This window comes from Methanobrevibacter sp. (assembly GCF_017432245.1).
GTDB lineage: Archaea > Methanobacteriota > Methanobacteria > Methanobacteriales > Methanobacteriaceae > Methanobrevibacter.
The window spans coordinates 18,462-34,090 of the sequence record NZ_JAFRJO010000004.1; the positions used below are offsets into that span (position 1 = coordinate 18,462).

The following is a 15,629-nucleotide window of genomic DNA, read 5'->3' on the forward strand; positions in this document are numbered from 1 at the left end:
TATAAAAATAGGATTGGAAAGTTTTAATGAACTATTTGATATTACAATAATGCATGATGAATAATGGGGAGCGAAGATGACAAATAACGATAAAAGCAATATGACAATCATTGGAGGTACACGCGGTTTAGGAAGATGGTTTGCTGAACACTTGAAAAATGACTTCAACATACGCATAACAAGCCGTGACGAAAGCTCTGGAAAACCAGTTGCAGAGGAAATAGGTGTTGAATACAGCAACAACAACATTGAAGCAATAAATGATGCAGATATCATTGTCTTCAGCGTACCTATAGAGCATATGGTGGAAACCATAAAGGAAGTGGCTCCACATGCACCTGAAGGATCACTATTAATGGATGTGACAAGTGTAAAGACAGAACCTGCAGAAGCTTTAGAAAAATATGCGCCGAAAAATGCAGAGATATTGCCATGCCACCCTATGTTTGGCCCAAGAGTTCCTACACTCCAAAGGCAAATCATCATATTGACCCCTATCGAAAACAGATCCCCTAACTGGCTGCCTCGTGTAAAGGACTATTTAGATAAAACGGAGTGTGAAGTTGTAATCACAACACCAAATGAACATGACAAATATATGAGCATCGTCCAGGGATTGACTCATTTTTCATACATTAGCCTCGCTTCAACAATAAGGAAACTGAATATCAATGTCAAGGAATCCAGAAACTTTTCAAGCCCTGTCTACACCATAATGCTTGATATGGTCAGCCGCATAGTCTATCAAAATCCTTATCTCTACTATTCCATACAAAAAAACAATCTGGAAACATCAAATGCAAGGGAAGCGTTGATAAAGGAAAGCATATACCTATCAAATTTGATTGAGGAAGGAAGAGAGGACGATTTTGTCAATTCCGTTGTTGAATCAGCAAAGCATTTGGATGGGCATGAAGATGCATTGGCTCGTTCAGACAAGGCAATAAGCATGTTAACCCAGAAATCAAATGTATTGTCAAAATCCATAGGCAAGGAAGTGGGTTTGAAGCACCAGCACTCTGAAAACGTGCATATGGGAATTGTAAAGGAAGTCGGCTCAAAATCTGTAATACTTGAAACTGGAGGCAATGACGAAATTTGCTTCAAGCTTTCCAATGTAGACATAATGTCTGAAAATGAGATCTTCGAATGGAAGAAGGATAATCTTCAACTGGAGCATTTTAACTTGTCAGTGCTACTGCCTTCAAAATGTGATGAGAAGCATTTGCTAGAGATGTTTAAGAATATTGAACCTGTCATTGATGTGGAGATTGTTGATGTTTATGATGGTGAACAGATAGATGATTCACAAAAAAGCTATACCTTCCATTACACATTATTCAAAAGGGAAGATAAGGATTATGTTGAAGAATTCATTGAGGGAATTGGCGGAACCATAAGATAATGATTTCCTAAAAATAGATATGGAATCCACTATAAAATGAAAAACGAAAGAAATAGTATAAGATTTTAATGATGAATAGAATTGCTATTAGACTTATTTTAAATATCCGTCAACAATATCGCAAATGTTGTCATCTACATTTAAAATAGCTGTTCTATATTCATCAGTTCTTTTTGCATACTCATCATAATTGTCCATGACTTCAAAGATTTTCTCATCCAAATCCTCAAGGTCACACTCTACAGTTGCTCCTTTGAAGATTGAGACCATGTCATGGTATCTGCCCCACTTCACTCTTTTTAATATTACTACAGGCAAATTGCATACCATAGCTTCGTGAAGCATCAATCCGTCATTGGTGAGTACTGCAAGGTCTGCAAGGCACAATAGGTCATTTACCCAATCAATAAAGCCGACATTGATCATTTTAGTCTCATCAATATAGTTAAGGATAGACTCATCTAAAGGGTCACCGCATAAAACAAGATTGTATTTATCAGAGTATTTAGAGAATTGATTGATTGCTTGAGCTGTCTTTTCAAACAATGAGGAACCGGATGAAAATACTATGGTTGGCTTGTTTTCATCGAACTCAATTGCATCAGGATTTCTCTCTTTAGCTTCTTTAGAATGTTCCTTTATCTTTTCCAATGCCTTGTTCTTATCTCCATGAGTAATGTTATCACTAACTGGGGAGAAAGACTTTACCATATTCTCTGGAACATCTTCAACTAAAAATAGATTGTTTTCAGGAAGTATGATTGGAGTTCCGATATGACTGCATACCTTAGTGTCAAGTGGAGTAATCAAAAGACTTACAGTAGGAATTCCTGCCAATTTTGCACCAAGAGCACCAACAATAGCTCCTCCTCCAAGAATGCCTAATTCCAAATCAAATTTCTTGGACTTTAAAAGCTTTCTTGTTTGAAGAACACCTCTAATAGCACGAATACCTGCTTTTATTGTGGTCATGATTGTTGCAGAGTGGCCTCCAGCCTGTGGGATGATAACCTTATTCCAGCCAATATTATTCTTTTTAAATAATAATCCTGGAGCAGACTCATCCAAAGCGATTTCGCAATCATATCCTCTTTTTTCGAGTGCATTGTAAACATTCAATGCTGTACCGGCATCTCCGCCTATGCCTCTTCCTGTTACAATGATCAATATCTTTTTCTTATCCACAAGGATTCCTCTCATATGAAAATAAAAATAATAAACAATGAAAATTTTATGATTTCAAATAATCTTAAATTTGCACTAATCATAAATTGTACGATTAAATTTATATTCATAATATTTTATATACTTTAAGAAAAATTAATCGAATTAAGAAGTTTTTTAGAAAAATTATTTAAAAATAAAAAATAAATTAAGATTAACCAATATTTTTAATAAAATGAAAAGGGATTGAAAATGAAAAATTGGAAAATTATTGGATTGATATTAATCGTCTTGCTTGCTGCTGTTGCAGTGAGCGGTTGCATTGGAGATGATTCAGACTCTGATTCCTCTACACTTGCTTTAGATGACATTAATATTACAGAAGATGGGACTTATGACTCTAAGGAAGAAGTTGCAGCATATATAAGTACATATCACAAGCTTCCTTCCAATTACATCACTAAAGGAGAGGCAAAGGCTCTCGGATGGCATGGTGGAAGCGTTGAAAAGTATGCTCCGGGAAAATGCATTGGAGGAGACATATTCACAAACCGCCAATCAATATTGCCTATAACCCACGAGTATAGGGAATGTGATATTGACACGTTAGGCGCATCAAGCAGAGGACCTAAAAGAATAGTTTATTCCACTGATGACTTTGAAGTTTACTATACTGGAGACCATTATGCAAGCTTTGAACACTTAACTTAAATCATAAGCTGCAGGAATTATTAATTTGATACTATGACAAATAAACTGATCGAAAAGAGAAGACTTGGAAAAAAACTAAGAAAGATGATAGATAACATGAATGAAATAGTCTTGTATGGGGAAGAGATGAAAGAGAATCCCCATGAATACATTAAGGAAAAACTGGATTTCCCAGAATATTATGGTGAAAATCTTGATGCATTATACGATTGTCTTTGCGAACTCTCTGATATGATAATCATCATTAAGAACAGCTCAATTCTTGAAGAAGATCTAATAGCTACTTTTAAGGATGCATCAGTAGAAAATCCTGACTTGAAATTAATTTTAGATTAATTCCCATTAATCTAAATTCTTTTTTTATTTTTAATTCAATTTTTTAATCAATAATATTATTTAGCTTCAAAATTACTTATTTTGAAATCACAATTATTACTAATAATTAAATAATATAAAGGATATAGTTATAATATTATTGTGTATATTATACTTATCAATAAATTATTTTTAAAACAAAAACTGGTGAAAATATGAGAGTTTTACTTATTCACTCTGATTATATAAAATATCAAGTAAAAAACAAAACTCCAGTAGCTGAAGAAATCGAAGAAGCTCAAAAAAATGGAGCTTTTGATGAAGCTTTGGTTGTTTTCTCATCCATTGAAAAAGAGGACGAAGAAAAACCAAGCGCTATTGTCAAGAATTTAGTTGCTGAAGTAATAAAAACCAATGAAGAAGTCAATGCAGAAAAAATCGTCTTATACCCATATGCTCACCTCTCTTCATCCCTTGGTGCTCCTAAAGTAGCTGTTCAAATATTGAAAGATGCTGAAGATGCACTTAAAGAAGAGGGATTGGATGTATTTAGAGTACCTTTCGGATGGTATAAGGCATTTGAAATTTCTTGTAAAGGACACCCATTATCTGAACTTTCAAGAACCATTACTGCAGACGTCGAAGAAGAGGAAGAAAAGGAAGAGAAAAAACCATCCACCTGGTTGATCTTTAAGGATGGAGAAACCTTTGACCCTAAGGAATACAATTACGAAAGCGAAGATTTGAAAAAGCTGGTTGCATATGAACTTGGAGAAGGCGCTTCAGATGAAGGAGAACCTCCACATGTAAAAATCATGCGAGAAAAAGAGTTATGTGATTACGAGCTTGCATCCGACATCGGTAACCTCAAATGGTATCCTAAAGGTAGATTAGTCCGTGACTTGCTTGCAGATTACGTTTACAACTTTGTAGTTGATTTAGGTGCAATGCCTATTGAAACTCCAATCTTCTATGACCTTGCAAATGATGCAATCAGGGAACATGCAGCAAAATTCGGTGAAAGACAATATAAAACCGCAACCAAAAAAGACTTAATGCTTAGATTTGCATGCTGTTTCGGTGCATTCAGAGTTCTTGGCGGATCTTTCCTCACTTGGAAAAACTTGCCTGCTAAGGTTTACGAATTATCCACTTACAGTTTCAGATTCGAGAAAAGAGGAGAAGTTGTAGGTCTTAAGAGACTCAGAGCATTCACCATGCCAGATATGCACAGTTTCTGTGCTGACATGCCTCAAGCACTTGATGAGTTTGATGCTCAAGTTGACATGTGTGTTCAAACCGGTGTAGATCTTGACGTTAACTATGAAGCAATCTTCAGAGCAACCGAAGACTTCTATGAAGAGCATAAGGACTGGATGGAAGCAACCGCTAAAAGAATCGGCAAGCCATTATTACTCGAAATCTTGCCTGAAAGAAAACACTACTGGTCCTGTAAAATCGATTTTGCAGCTATTGACTACTTAGGAAGACCTATCGAAAACCCTACCGTGCAAATAGATGTGGAAAGTGGTAGAAGATTCAACATCGAGTATGTTGATGAAAACGAAGATCCTCAAAACCCAATCATCTTACACTGTTCACCTACCGGTAGTGTAGAAAGAGTTATCTGCAGCTTACTTGAAAACACTGCAAAAGAAGATGGAAAAGCTCCAATGTTACCAATTTGGTTAAGCCCATCCCAAGTAAGAATCTTGCCAATCGGTGAAAAACACTTAGATTATGCTAACGAATTGGCTGACAAGATTGCAGCAGCAAACATTCGTGTAGATGTTGACAACAGTGATGACAGAGTAGGTAAGAAAATCAGAAACGCTTCTAAGGAATGGATTCCTTACATCGTTGTAATTGGTGACAAGGAAATTGAAACCGACAATTACAATGTAACTGTAAGAAAAACTGGTGAGAAAGTTGACATGACTGCAGATGAACTTATCGCATCAGTTAAGGAAGAAACTGAAGGTATGCCATTTAGAAGACTTCCTTTACCAAGAAACGTTGCTGAAAGAATTAATTTCAAATAAGTTGATTTAATCAACTTATAATTTCTTTTTTTTAACATCCTTTTATTTGTTCGTATATTAACTAATTTTATTTTTTTGTTATTGCTCTTTTAAATCTTAAATTGATTAACAATCCTATATTTAAATATTAAATTGAATAAATAGTAATATAAACAATTATTATTGAACAATTTATTCAGAGAAATTTTTATTAAATATGGATTGTTTTAATTTTTATTGGAGGGGCTTAAGATTAATTTAAAGAGAATTTTAATGGTTTTAACTGTTTTGCTTATTTCATTTTTAATGATTAGCTCAGTTAGTGCAGGTTGGTTTGATTTTTTAGGTGATAACTCCGAGGCTGAAAATAATGAAACCAATTTCGTTGTCGGATATTTCGTTGAATTTCCACCATTCGAATATACAGATGATAATGGTGAAGTGACCGGTTTCGATTTAGACTTAGCCCAAGAAGTCTGTGACAGAAACAATTGGACATTGGTGAAACATCAGATAATTGATTGGGACTCTAAAGAAGCTGAACTTCATTCCGGTGCTATAGACTGCATTTGGAGCGGATTTACAATCAATGGCAGAGAAGATGATTATGCTTGGACTGAACCATATTTCAACAATTCCCAAGTATTCGTTGTAAAAGCGGATTCAGACATTTTTTCAGTTGAAGACTTGGAAGGGAAAGATATAGATGTGGAAATGGGAAGCAGCGCTATTACTGCTCTTGAAAACAATAAAGAGTTAAAAGAGGATTTTGCAAATATCTATGAAATAACTGAATATGATACATCATTTATGGATTTGGAATCTGGAACCTGTGATGCTGTTCTTGGCGATTGTGATGTCATGAAATACATAATCAATACAAAATATGATGAGAAAGATTATAGGATCTTAGAAACTCCTTTATCCCTTGAACAGTACGGTGTTGGATTCTCAAAGGACAATACTGAATTGAGAGATCAAGTCCAAAAGACCTTAAATGAAATGTATGAGGATGGAACTATCGATAAGATAGCTCAAAAATATAAAGATTATGGAGTCCCAGAAGGGGTAATTTATCCATAATTTTTTCTTTTTTAACTAAATTTATTTTTTATAATTAATTTTCTTTTTCAATTTATTTTTAGATTATTTTAGATTTATTTTTTTAAGTAAATTTTTAAAATTATTATTTTATTTTTCCACTTGTTTTTTAAAATATAATTACTTAACTATATATTGTATTAAAATCATAAATTATATTGTATAAATACTTACTATTATGAAAGTAATATGTAATATTTAAACTAAATAAATTCAAAAAATGACTTAAAAATGATTTAAATTGAAATCATGATTATAAAATTATTCTTAAAATTGGAGGATATGAAATGTTTATAGGAGAAGCTCTTATCGGAGACGGAGACGAATTAGCACACGTTGATTTACTTATTGGTGAAAAAGATGGTCCTGTAGGAAACGCTTTTGCTAATGGATTAAGCCAATTATCTGTTGGACACACCCCATTGCTCAGTGTAATCAGACCTAACTTAATTACCAAACCAGCTACCATCATTATTCCTAAAGTAACTGTTGGTGACTTAGATGATGCAAGCAAAATCTTTGGACCTGCTCAAACTGCTGTAGGTAGAGCTGTAGCTGATTGTGTGGAAGAAGGAATCATTCCTAAAGACAAAGTGGAAGATTGGGTAATTAATGCAAGCGTATTCATTAGCCCAGCTGCACAGGATTACAGAAAAATCTACCAATACAACTATGCAGCAACCAAACTTGCAATCAAAAGAGCATTGAAAGGTTACCCTGATATTGACAAAGTATTATACGAAAAAGACCGTGGAACCCACGCTATTATGGGATTCAAAGCAATCAAGCTTTACGAACCACCTTACTTGCAAGTTGCTCTTGACCTTGACAACATGGATGTTATGGAAAGAATCATTAAGCAACTCCCTAACAGAGAAAGAATCCTCCTTGAAGCAGGAACCCCTCTCGTTAAAAAATTCGGTGTCGGTGTAGTGGGCAAAATCAGAGAATTGGCTCCAAGCGGATTCATTATTGCTGACTTGAAAACCTTGGACGTAGGAAGAGTTGAAGTTAAAATGGCTGCAGATGAAACTGCTGATGCAGTAGCAATTTCCGGTCTCGGAACTATTGAATCCATTGAAAAAGCTATTCATGAATGTCAAAAACAAGGTATCTACTCCATCCTTGATATGATGAATGTAGATGACTTCACCAAAAAACTCAAGAAAATCAACAAAGAGTTCTTACCTGACATTGTTCTCTTACACAGAAATGTTGACTTAGAAAGTAAACTTAGAGCAGAAGGTAAAAACCTTGATGACGTAAGTGCTTGGGGTAACATTAAGGAAATTAAGAAAATCACTGGCGGTTTAGTTGCTGTAGCTGGAGGAGTAACTCCAGAAAAAGCACCTGAAGCATTTGAAAAAGGTGCAGACATCATCATCGCAGGTAGATACATCATTGGATCTGGTGACCCAAGAAGAGCTGCAGAAGACTTCTTAGCTCAAATGCCTGTAGACCCAAACCACATGAGAGTGGTAATGGAAGATGATGAGCAAATTTAAGTAGCCGTCCATTGATTGATAAAAATTATAAAGCTTTAGCTAATTAGATTATTCTAATTAGCTATTTTTTTTAAATAATTTTTAATTTAAGACTGATTTGAATCATTTTAGTTATTAATTAAAGGTGAAACAATGGGATTTTGCAATTCTTGCGGCAGGCCAATGGGAAGAAATGACTATGGAACAAATGAAGACGGTAGCCCAAATATGGATTACTGTAAAGACTGTTTCCAAAATGGAGAGTTCACTGAACCTGACATTACCATAAATGAAATGATCATTAGACATGCAAAAAGAATGATGAAAAGAAACCCTGATTTACGTGAAGAGGAAGCAACTGGATTGCTATGTAATTTCCTTCCAAACTTGAAAAGATGGAATCCTAATCCTGATGATGAAATTGATGAGGATGAGGAACCAGTCATGGGTTACAGAGGTAATGCCAGAGATATGTTCTAATTAAAACAAGATGTTAGAGATTTATAGAAGTTTTATTAAAGTTTGACTTCTATAATTTTACTATTTTTATTAAAAACTTTAAAAAAATAGGATATAAGGCACAAAATAAGCCATTTTAAAACTAATTTTGAAAATATTGAATTTTAAAAAAAGATTTAAAGAGTATTGATTTAAAAAATAGATAGTTATTGTATTCTTAAAATAAAGTTTTTGAATTTGTCCAAGAGATTCCTATAGTGAATGACTTTAACTTTCTCATTGTATAAATCTTCTTGAGATTTTTCGTATTTTTTGAGTAAAGCAATGTATTCCTTTTGCAACTCAACATAATCATCAAAGGAATATGAATTTGAACTGGATGTGAACTGTTCATTGCTTAAGAATTCAGAATCAATGATAACATCATCATTTTGTGAATTTAACTTTTCGTTTAATAAATCCAAATCATCATTCAAGTCAGATATGATGAAATTTTTATCTTCCAATTGTTTTCTTAAACTGGATATGGTGTTTTGATTTTCTTCAAGCTGCTCTTTCAAACCAGAGCAGTCTTCTTTTAAAACAAGTAATCTTTTTCTGGATTCTTCCAATTGCTCTTCTCTCTTAACCAATTTTTCAGAAAGGGCTTTCAATTTAGAGGAGGTGGTCTTTAAATCTTCATCAGCAATAGTGAAATCTTTGGTCAATTTTTTATTATCTTCCAATAGCATGCTGTTAAACAATTCTAAAGCTGATTTCAATTCATCAAACTCGTTAAATTCTTCTGCTTGATCAGCTGATATAATAAAGACTTCTTCCTTATCTTCAAAGATATTGTCAGATTTAGATACAGTGACCTGAACCTGTTCTGTCTTATAGGTCTTTTTAGTACCATCCTTTAATGTCCTATTGTAAGACCTAAAATATTTTTTAACAATACCTTTTACGAAATCCATAAAAACACCATTTTGAATATAACCATTAATAAAATATTGGCATTAAGCAAATAATCATGTGAAAAATTTAAAAAATTATTTTTTTTAGACAAAAATTTGTCAATAAAACAACATTATAATATTAATATATGATTTATATTATATAAGTTTTATAATTTTTTTAAAAAATTTTAAAAAAACTTTTAATGAAAGTTAATAAAAATAGTAATAGATAAAAAAATTAAAAAAATATTCTATAATCTAAATTTAATAATCTAATTTGAGGTAATATGATGAAAATTCTTGGAATTTGTGGAAGTCCACGAGAAGGTGCCAGCGAATATTTATTGAAAAGGGCATTGAATGAATTGAATAAGGAAGATTCATTTGAAACCACCTTCATATCTGTAAAAGATAAGGACATCGCTCCTTGCACACATTGCAATGAATGTGCAGAAACAAAGGGAAAGTGTTCAATATCTGATGATATGGACGAAATTTATAAAGCTCTTAGAGATGCCGATGGAATCATAATGGCAAGTCCAATCCATTTCGGAAGCATCTCTGCACAATTGAAAGCAGTTATTGACAGATGCCAAGCCATGATCATGGAAGACTTGGATATTTTCAAAAACAAGGTGGGAATTTCAATAGTTGTAGGTGGAGACAGGTCTGGAGGTCAGGAATTGACCATTCAGCAAATCAACACATTCTATCTATTAAATAAAATCATACCATTAAGTGGAGGATCCTTTGGCGCTAATTTAGGAGCATGCTTATGGTCCCAGGATGATGGAGCAGAAGGCGTGAAGGAAGACGAATATGGACTTAAAACATTGGATATGACTATAAATCATTTTAAAGAGTTTTTATTAGAGTTTAAATCATAATGAGGATTTATAAAAAAATTATTCCTTTTTTAACAAAAGGTATATAAATAAAAATTTATATAGGAATATCTAATTATATTATATAGTATAATACTATTAATTTAATTAAGTATTTTATTAAATTTGATATTTCATAGCTTTTTTTAAAGAATATGGTGTGAATATGGGAGAAGCAACTGGGAGTTCTAAAGTAGCTAAGGGAAGCGCTATTATCTTAATAGGAAATGTCATCTTCCGTGTAGGGGGATATCTTTACCGTTTCCTTATGGCATCACTTTTAGGACCGGCAGCATATGGTATACTTGGACTCACAACTCCATTTCAAGGAATATTCCAAGTTTTATCTGCAGCAGGGCTTCCACCGGCAATAGCTAAATACGTATCAGAGTACAATGCCCTTGATGAAGAGGATCTTGCTCGCCAAACAGTTTTCACAGCACTGAAGATAATGGTCTTTTTAGGATTCTTCTTTGGACTGATTATGGTATTTGTAGCTGCACCTATCATTACAAACTATTATCACAAGCCAGAGGCATTGTTGCCGCTTCAGGCTGTTGGTTTAATCACTCCTTTCAGTGTGATAGTCGGTGCATTTAGAGGTGCTTTCCAAGGTGTATACAAAATGGAATACATCCTTTATACACGTGCAATTGAACAGATATTCATGATTCTATTTGCAACTGCACTTGTAATTTTAGGATTATCCACCTTTGGTGCAGTATTAGGTTCTGTACTCGGTTTTGCAGCATCAGCAGTGTCTGCAGTCTATATCTTTAAAAGGTATATGGGAAAATATATCCCCCCTGCAAATCCTGACTTTAAGTTTACCTTCAGACAGGAATTGGGCCTTGCAAAAAGATTGCTTTTCTTTTCAATTCCAGTTACAGTCACTGCACTTGCTGAAATGGGTATTTACAGCATTTGTACCTTGATTATGGGAGGATTCTTAGCTGCAAGCGCAATCGGTTACTTTACAGCAGCAGATCCTATTTCACGACTTCCTTTAATAGTCTCAAGTTCACTTGCAACTACCATATTGCCTGCAGCGTCTGAAGCATATGCTCTAAAGGATCAAAACCTACTTGAAAAATATGTCAATGCATCATATAAATACGGAATGTTCTTTGTAATTCCAATGTGTGTAGGAATAGCTATTTTTGCAAAGGAAATCATGGGGCTTGTATACTTTACAAATTCAGCTTACATGAACGGTGCAATGTCTCTTGCAATTCTTGTAATCGGTATGACATTCTATTCAATATATACAATTTCAGGAAGTATTGTCCAAGGTATTGGAAATCCAAGAATACCAATGTACCTTTTGATATTCGGATGTATCATCACTTTAGGCCTCGGTTGGTACTTGATTCCTACTTACGGCATTGAAGGTGGAGCATTAGCTACTACAATAGCTTCATTCATAATGATGATACCTATGTTCCTGCTCCAATTCAAGTTAACTAAAACCCATGCCCCTTATGCATTCTTAACTAAAGTCACAATAGCTTCATTGATTATGGCCTTGCCTGTATTTGTGCTTCCAAACAATAGCTATGGATTGATTGCAGGACTGATAATCTGTCCAATAATCTATATGATTGCAATTGTAGCACTTAGAACATTATCCCATGATGATGTGGCAGGATTTAGAAAATTCACCAGAAAATTAGGTCCTTTAAGAAAATATGCCAATAAGCTATTGGATATTATAGATAAATACAGTTCTTAAAAAATCAATAAATTTTTATCTTTACTTTTTTTATTTACTTTAATCTTACTTTTTTTAACTCTAGCTTAGTTTTTTTTGGGTCGAATTAAACATTCATTCTATTTTTCAAATTCATATCGATTTTTTAAAAGAATCACTTATAAAGGAATTATCGATTACGAATATTCATCATAACGAGTCAAAACTAAATATCCTTTCTTTTATATCTTAAAACATCTTATAACCAAAAATAATTTTTGAAATAATTAGCGAATATAATTAGATTAAAATAAATAAGTTTAATTAATAAAAGGCATATATTAAATATCAATCTGAGTAATTTTTGAAAAATATTTTTTTAAGGTAAAAGGGACGATTAATATGACTGAGGTAAAAGCTGGAGTAGAATATAAGATTAATATAGATGGAAATTCTTTTCTATTGGATCAAAAGAAATTCAATCTGTTGATTTATATAAATGAAAGCGAATCAATTACAGAAGCTGCTAAGCGTTCAAAAATTTCATACAGAACTGCTTTAAACTATATCGATAAAATAGAGTCAAGCTTGGATATAGCTATTGTAAGCACTAAAAAAGGAGGAAGCGGTGGTGGAGGCAGTACCACTCTTACCGAAGAGGGCTTGCAGATTCTAAAGGAATGTAAAAAGATCAATGCAATCATGGAACTTCATAGCGAAACAAATGAGATTGAAGCTGAAATTCTTGAAGTTGACAAGTCAAAAGGTGTCATGAAAATTCAAATGAATGAGTTGGTCATAACTATTCCACTTAAAAAGGAATATAAAGTTGGAGATAAGATTCTCGCTTTAATAAGCTATGACAATATATTCATAATGTTGGAGCCTCAAGCATCCAGTATTAGAAACATCTTCAAGGGAAAAGTCACTGAAATGAGACTTAAGGATGAAATGATCCGTGTAAAAATTGACATTGATGGAGTGGACATTTTCTCAGACATTACCTTATCTGCAGGTAAGGACTTGGATTTAAGTTTAGGAAAAGAGGTTTACATTGGATTTAAGGCATTGTCAATAGCTACATTAAAATTATAGGCAATTTACTTGAAAAATAAAAATAATATATTTTTTTAACAAATTAGCCATAATTTTATATATTTTAAATAAAATAAGATTATTTACAGATTTATTCATGGTGATATTATTTTAAAGATTATAGTTGATGAGGACAAATGCACTGCATGTGGAAATTGCAAAGAGATTTGTCCAAAAGGAGGATATATTTGGACTATTGATACTGTTGCACATGTATCAAACTTAGATTATTGTCATGTTTGTACATTATGTGCAATGAAATGCGGTCCAGATGCAATTAAAATTATGAGAAATGCACCAGATGAGTAAATAATTAATCGTTATTTTAATTTAAATATAGTTTAAAATTTTTCTGTAAATTGTTACTATATTATCCTTATTAGAAATACTTTTAGTAAATACTTTTAGGAAATACTTATTAGAACTTAAATCAGTGAGTGATTCAATGACTAGAACAGCTAAAGTTTCAAGAAAGACATCTGAAACAGATATTGAAATAGAGTTAAATATTGATGGAACTGGAGAATATGATATTGACACCGGCGTCAATTTCTTCAACCACATGTTGGAATCATTTTCAAAACACAGTTTCATGGATTTAAAGGTTAAGGCAATCGGTGATATTGAAATCGATGATCACCACACTGTAGAGGATGTTGGCATATTGTTAGGTGAAGCTTTTAGAGAAGCTATTGGCGACAAGAAAGGAATCAGAAGAATGGGTCACGCAATTGTCCCTATGGATGATTCAGTTGCAACTGTTGCCATAGACATCAGCGGCCGCAGCTACTGCAATATGGACTTGGATTTCAAGCATGACAAGATTGGTGACTTAAGCAGTGATGTTGTAGTTCACTTCTTTGAATCCTTTGCTTCCAGCGGAAAGATCAATATCTATGGAACCTGTGAAGGAGCAAATGATCACCACAAGGCTGAAGCCCTATTCAAAGCCTTTGCAAAATCATTGTATGATGGATGCAAAATAGAGCATGATGAAATATTAAGTACAAAAGGTGTTCTTTAGAATATCTTTTTATTTCTTTTTTTCTATTTTTCTATTTTTCTTTTTATCTCTTTTTTATTTTAATTTTTAAAATTCTTTTAAAGTAATTTTTATAAATTTTCAATTTTTAAAACATTATTCTATTTTTTAAATTTGCACTTTTTCCGCCAAGACAATTATTTTAAAAAATTTAATGAAAAAAAGTTAGTAATTATACGAATAAAACATTGGCATGCAAAGTTTTGAAATTGATTTAATAAAAAGAAAAAAAGTAAATTTTGGTTTTGATTTGAGATTTGATTTTTTGATTTGATTTGAATTTGTTTTAAAAAAGAAAAAAGAAAAATAAGTAGCTGAAAAGCTACTTAATCCTCGACACTTATTCTGGTTTGCTGATTAAATCAAGTTTGCAACCAACGTTACCTTCTTTCATGTGAGGGGTTCTTAATACAGTGTCGTTGGATTTTTCAATTTCTCTTGCTTCAGCTGCTAATGCAGCAGCACATGCAGCCATTTCGTGAGCAGCAGCTACTAAAGGAATGAAGTTTTCGAATCCTTTGGTCATGAAACAACCTTTCATGTCTAAACCTGCTACAGCACCAGCCATTTCATATGCAGCAATAGCTTTTGCTTTTGCGTAAGGGTTTTGGAATTTAGCAGCTTCTACAGCTTTTTCAGCGGTTACAATGAGTTTAGGTAATTCTACTTCGTTACCTGCTTCAATAGCTTCGATTACACCGTCAATGGTTTTTTGTACTAATCTTAAAGCACCGGTTTCTGCTAATACTTTAATGATATCAGCGTTGAAAATAGCCATTTCAGTAGGGTCTAACCATTCTCTTTTTGCACCGATCATTGGGTCTGCCATAACAATAATGTAACCTAAACCTTGTTCGTCCATTTCATCTTTTTTGCCTTTACCAGGAGCGTCACCAATGATAATAGCAGGTTTATCTATTTCAGATAATAATTCTCTTGCTCTAGCTGGACCAGGTGCTGCTGGGTTTGGGCTAATGAAAATACAGAAATCTGGGTCGAATTGTTCAAACTTAGGTACAACGTCTTCGACTTGTTCAGGGTTCATTTTTGCTCCAGATCCAAATACTCTTACGTCGATGTTTGGTCTGTCTGCTCTTTCGTCTAATAATAAATCTAATATTGGTGAAGTACCAATATTACCACTTCTTAATATAGCGATTTTAACTACCATAATATCACAATAATATTTATAGTATTTGCTTATTATAAAGTTAATGTAAAAAAACAAATAAAAAACTTTATATATTAGAATAATTTTTTTTAAAATACAAGTAAAATTAGTTATAAAAATAAAGAACATAGAGAAAGTATTTTGGAAAA

Annotated in this window: 15 protein-coding genes; 12 read left to right on the forward strand and 3 right to left on the reverse strand. The window is 33.1% G+C overall.

What is annotated here, in order from left to right; all coding sequences use genetic code 11:
• Positions 1-76: 76 nt before the first annotated feature.
• On the forward strand, positions 77-1,405 hold the full coding sequence (locus tag IJI80_RS00215) for a prephenate dehydrogenase (RefSeq protein ID WP_292786278.1): 1,329 nt from the start codon (positions 77-79) through the stop codon (positions 1,403-1,405).
• Positions 1,406-1,498: 93 nt separating this feature from the next.
• On the opposite strand, the gene IJI80_RS00220 is transcribed toward IJI80_RS00215, so the two are convergent.
• Positions 1,499-2,590 carry a glycosyltransferase family 1 protein gene (locus IJI80_RS00220; RefSeq protein ID WP_292786280.1) on the reverse strand — a complete coding sequence of 364 codons (1,092 nt, stop codon included), beginning with the start codon at positions 2,588-2,590 and terminating at the stop codon, positions 1,499-1,501.
• A gap of 231 nt (positions 2,591-2,821) precedes the next feature.
• Between IJI80_RS00220 and IJI80_RS00225 the strand changes: the two genes are divergently transcribed.
• From IJI80_RS00225 to IJI80_RS00250, 6 genes are all read left to right on the forward strand, one after another.
• Complete coding sequence (locus tag IJI80_RS00225) at positions 2,822-3,280, forward strand: ribonuclease domain-containing protein (protein ID WP_292786282.1); 459 nt, start codon at positions 2,822-2,824, stop codon at positions 3,278-3,280.
• A gap of 33 nt (positions 3,281-3,313) precedes the next feature.
• Positions 3,314-3,616 (forward strand): barstar family protein, encoded by a 303-nt coding sequence (locus IJI80_RS00230; protein ID WP_292786284.1) that lies wholly within the window; start codon positions 3,314-3,316, stop codon positions 3,614-3,616.
• A gap of 194 nt (positions 3,617-3,810) precedes the next feature.
• On the forward strand, positions 3,811-5,637 hold the full coding sequence (locus tag IJI80_RS00235; RefSeq protein WP_292786286.1) for a threonine--tRNA ligase: 1,827 nt from the start codon (positions 3,811-3,813) through the stop codon (positions 5,635-5,637).
• Positions 5,638-5,889: 252 nt separating this feature from the next.
• A complete protein-coding gene (locus IJI80_RS00240) occupies positions 5,890-6,699 on the forward strand; it encodes an amino acid ABC transporter substrate-binding protein (protein ID WP_292786289.1) in 810 nt (269 codons plus the stop codon).
• A gap of 305 nt (positions 6,700-7,004) precedes the next feature.
• Positions 7,005-8,222, forward strand: coding sequence for a bifunctional 5,6,7,8-tetrahydromethanopterin hydro-lyase/3-hexulose-6-phosphate synthase (locus IJI80_RS00245; protein ID WP_292786292.1), 1,218 nt, complete (start codon positions 7,005-7,007; stop codon positions 8,220-8,222).
• Positions 8,223-8,354: 132 nt separating this feature from the next.
• Positions 8,355-8,681: a zinc ribbon domain-containing protein gene (locus IJI80_RS00250; RefSeq protein WP_292786294.1), complete on the forward strand. Its 327-nt coding sequence runs from the start codon at positions 8,355-8,357 to the stop codon at positions 8,679-8,681.
• A gap of 185 nt (positions 8,682-8,866) precedes the next feature.
• Here the strand turns inward: IJI80_RS00250 and IJI80_RS00255 are convergent, their stop codons facing one another.
• Positions 8,867-9,616, reverse strand: a complete 750-nt coding sequence (locus IJI80_RS00255) for a hypothetical protein (RefSeq protein ID WP_292786297.1) — start codon at positions 9,614-9,616, stop codon at positions 8,867-8,869.
• Between the two features lie 272 nt (positions 9,617-9,888).
• Between IJI80_RS00255 and IJI80_RS00260 the strand changes: the two genes are divergently transcribed.
• The 5 genes from IJI80_RS00260 to hisB all read left to right on the forward strand — a co-directional run bounded on the left by IJI80_RS00260 (position 9,889) and on the right by hisB (position 14,291).
• A complete protein-coding gene (locus IJI80_RS00260; RefSeq protein ID WP_292786300.1) occupies positions 9,889-10,485 on the forward strand; it encodes a flavodoxin family protein in 597 nt (198 codons plus the stop codon).
• A 163-nt stretch (positions 10,486-10,648) separates the two neighbouring features.
• On the forward strand, positions 10,649-12,214 hold the full coding sequence (locus IJI80_RS00265) for a flippase (RefSeq protein WP_292786303.1): 1,566 nt from the start codon (positions 10,649-10,651) through the stop codon (positions 12,212-12,214).
• Between the two features lie 360 nt (positions 12,215-12,574).
• Entirely contained in the window at positions 12,575-13,267 is a 693-nt protein-coding gene (locus IJI80_RS00270) for a TOBE domain-containing protein (RefSeq protein ID WP_292786305.1), read from the forward strand.
• 120 nt (positions 13,268-13,387) lie between these two features.
• On the forward strand, positions 13,388-13,576 hold the full coding sequence (locus IJI80_RS00275) for a 4Fe-4S binding protein (protein ID WP_292786390.1): 189 nt from the start codon (positions 13,388-13,390) through the stop codon (positions 13,574-13,576).
• 136 nt (positions 13,577-13,712) lie between these two features.
• The gene (gene hisB / locus IJI80_RS00280; protein ID WP_292786307.1) at positions 13,713-14,291 is read left to right on the forward strand and encodes an imidazoleglycerol-phosphate dehydratase HisB; all 579 of its coding nucleotides are present in this window, start codon (positions 13,713-13,715) and stop codon (positions 14,289-14,291) included.
• Between the two features lie 358 nt (positions 14,292-14,649).
• Here hisB and IJI80_RS00285 read toward each other — a convergent pair whose 3' ends face one another.
• Complete coding sequence (locus IJI80_RS00285) at positions 14,650-15,480, reverse strand: F420-dependent methylenetetrahydromethanopterin dehydrogenase (RefSeq protein WP_292786310.1); 831 nt, start codon at positions 15,478-15,480, stop codon at positions 14,650-14,652.
• Between the last annotated feature and the right edge of the window lie 149 nt (positions 15,481-15,629).

What these genes read in the sequence shown, in the direction of transcription:
- IJI80_RS00215 (WP_292786278.1), top strand. Translation starts at nt 77, where the DNA reads ATGACAAATAACGATAAAAGCAATATGACAATCATTGGAGGTACACGC.
- IJI80_RS00225 (WP_292786282.1), top strand. Translation starts at nt 2,822, where the DNA reads ATGAAAAATTGGAAAATTATTGGATTGATATTAATCGTCTTGCTTGCT.
- IJI80_RS00230 (WP_292786284.1), top strand. Translation starts at nt 3,314, where the DNA reads ATGACAAATAAACTGATCGAAAAGAGAAGACTTGGAAAAAAACTAAGA.
- IJI80_RS00235 (WP_292786286.1), top strand. Translation starts at nt 3,811, where the DNA reads ATGAGAGTTTTACTTATTCACTCTGATTATATAAAATATCAAGTAAAA.
- IJI80_RS00240 (WP_292786289.1), top strand. Translation starts at nt 5,890, where the DNA reads ATGGTTTTAACTGTTTTGCTTATTTCATTTTTAATGATTAGCTCAGTT.
- IJI80_RS00245 (WP_292786292.1), top strand. Translation starts at nt 7,005, where the DNA reads ATGTTTATAGGAGAAGCTCTTATCGGAGACGGAGACGAATTAGCACAC.
- IJI80_RS00250 (WP_292786294.1), top strand. Translation starts at nt 8,355, where the DNA reads ATGGGATTTTGCAATTCTTGCGGCAGGCCAATGGGAAGAAATGACTAT.
- IJI80_RS00255 (WP_292786297.1), bottom strand. Translation starts at nt 9,616, where the DNA reads ATGGATTTCGTAAAAGGTATTGTTAAAAAATATTTTAGGTCTTACAAT.
- IJI80_RS00260 (WP_292786300.1), top strand. Translation starts at nt 9,889, where the DNA reads ATGAAAATTCTTGGAATTTGTGGAAGTCCACGAGAAGGTGCCAGCGAA.
- IJI80_RS00265 (WP_292786303.1), top strand. Translation starts at nt 10,649, where the DNA reads ATGGGAGAAGCAACTGGGAGTTCTAAAGTAGCTAAGGGAAGCGCTATT.
- IJI80_RS00270 (WP_292786305.1), top strand. Translation starts at nt 12,575, where the DNA reads ATGACTGAGGTAAAAGCTGGAGTAGAATATAAGATTAATATAGATGGA.
- hisB (WP_292786307.1), top strand. Translation starts at nt 13,713, where the DNA reads ATGACTAGAACAGCTAAAGTTTCAAGAAAGACATCTGAAACAGATATT.
- IJI80_RS00285 (WP_292786310.1), bottom strand. Translation starts at nt 15,480, where the DNA reads ATGGTAGTTAAAATCGCTATATTAAGAAGTGGTAATATTGGTACTTCA.